The organism is Belnapia sp. AC561, from assembly GCF_979252845.1.
Map to the genome: position 1 here is coordinate 1 of NZ_CEEDBP010000546.1, position 230 is coordinate 230.

1 protein-coding gene is annotated in these 230 nt (G+C 58.7%); it reads right to left on the reverse strand.

Annotation, left to right across the window (positions count from 1 at the left end):
• On the reverse strand, nucleotides 1–230 hold a 230-nt coding region (locus AC0IW9_RS32200; protein ID WP_471652335.1), incomplete at both ends, for a MerR family DNA-binding protein.

The window sequence follows — 230 nt, forward strand, 5'->3', positions numbered from 1 at the left end:
CATTTGGGCGATGCGCTCATCAAGCAAGGCGATTTTCTCGCGGAACAAGTCGGCCAACAGCTGCGCCGATGCCGACTCGCTGTTCCATAACAGCGGCAGGTTCTCGCCGATTTCTTTCAGGGAAAAACCGAGCTGCTGCGCCAGCTTGATATAGCCCACCAGCTCCAGCGTTTGCTCGGGATAGAAGCGGTAGCCGTTGGCGGCGCGCTGCGGCTTGATCAGGCCTTTGT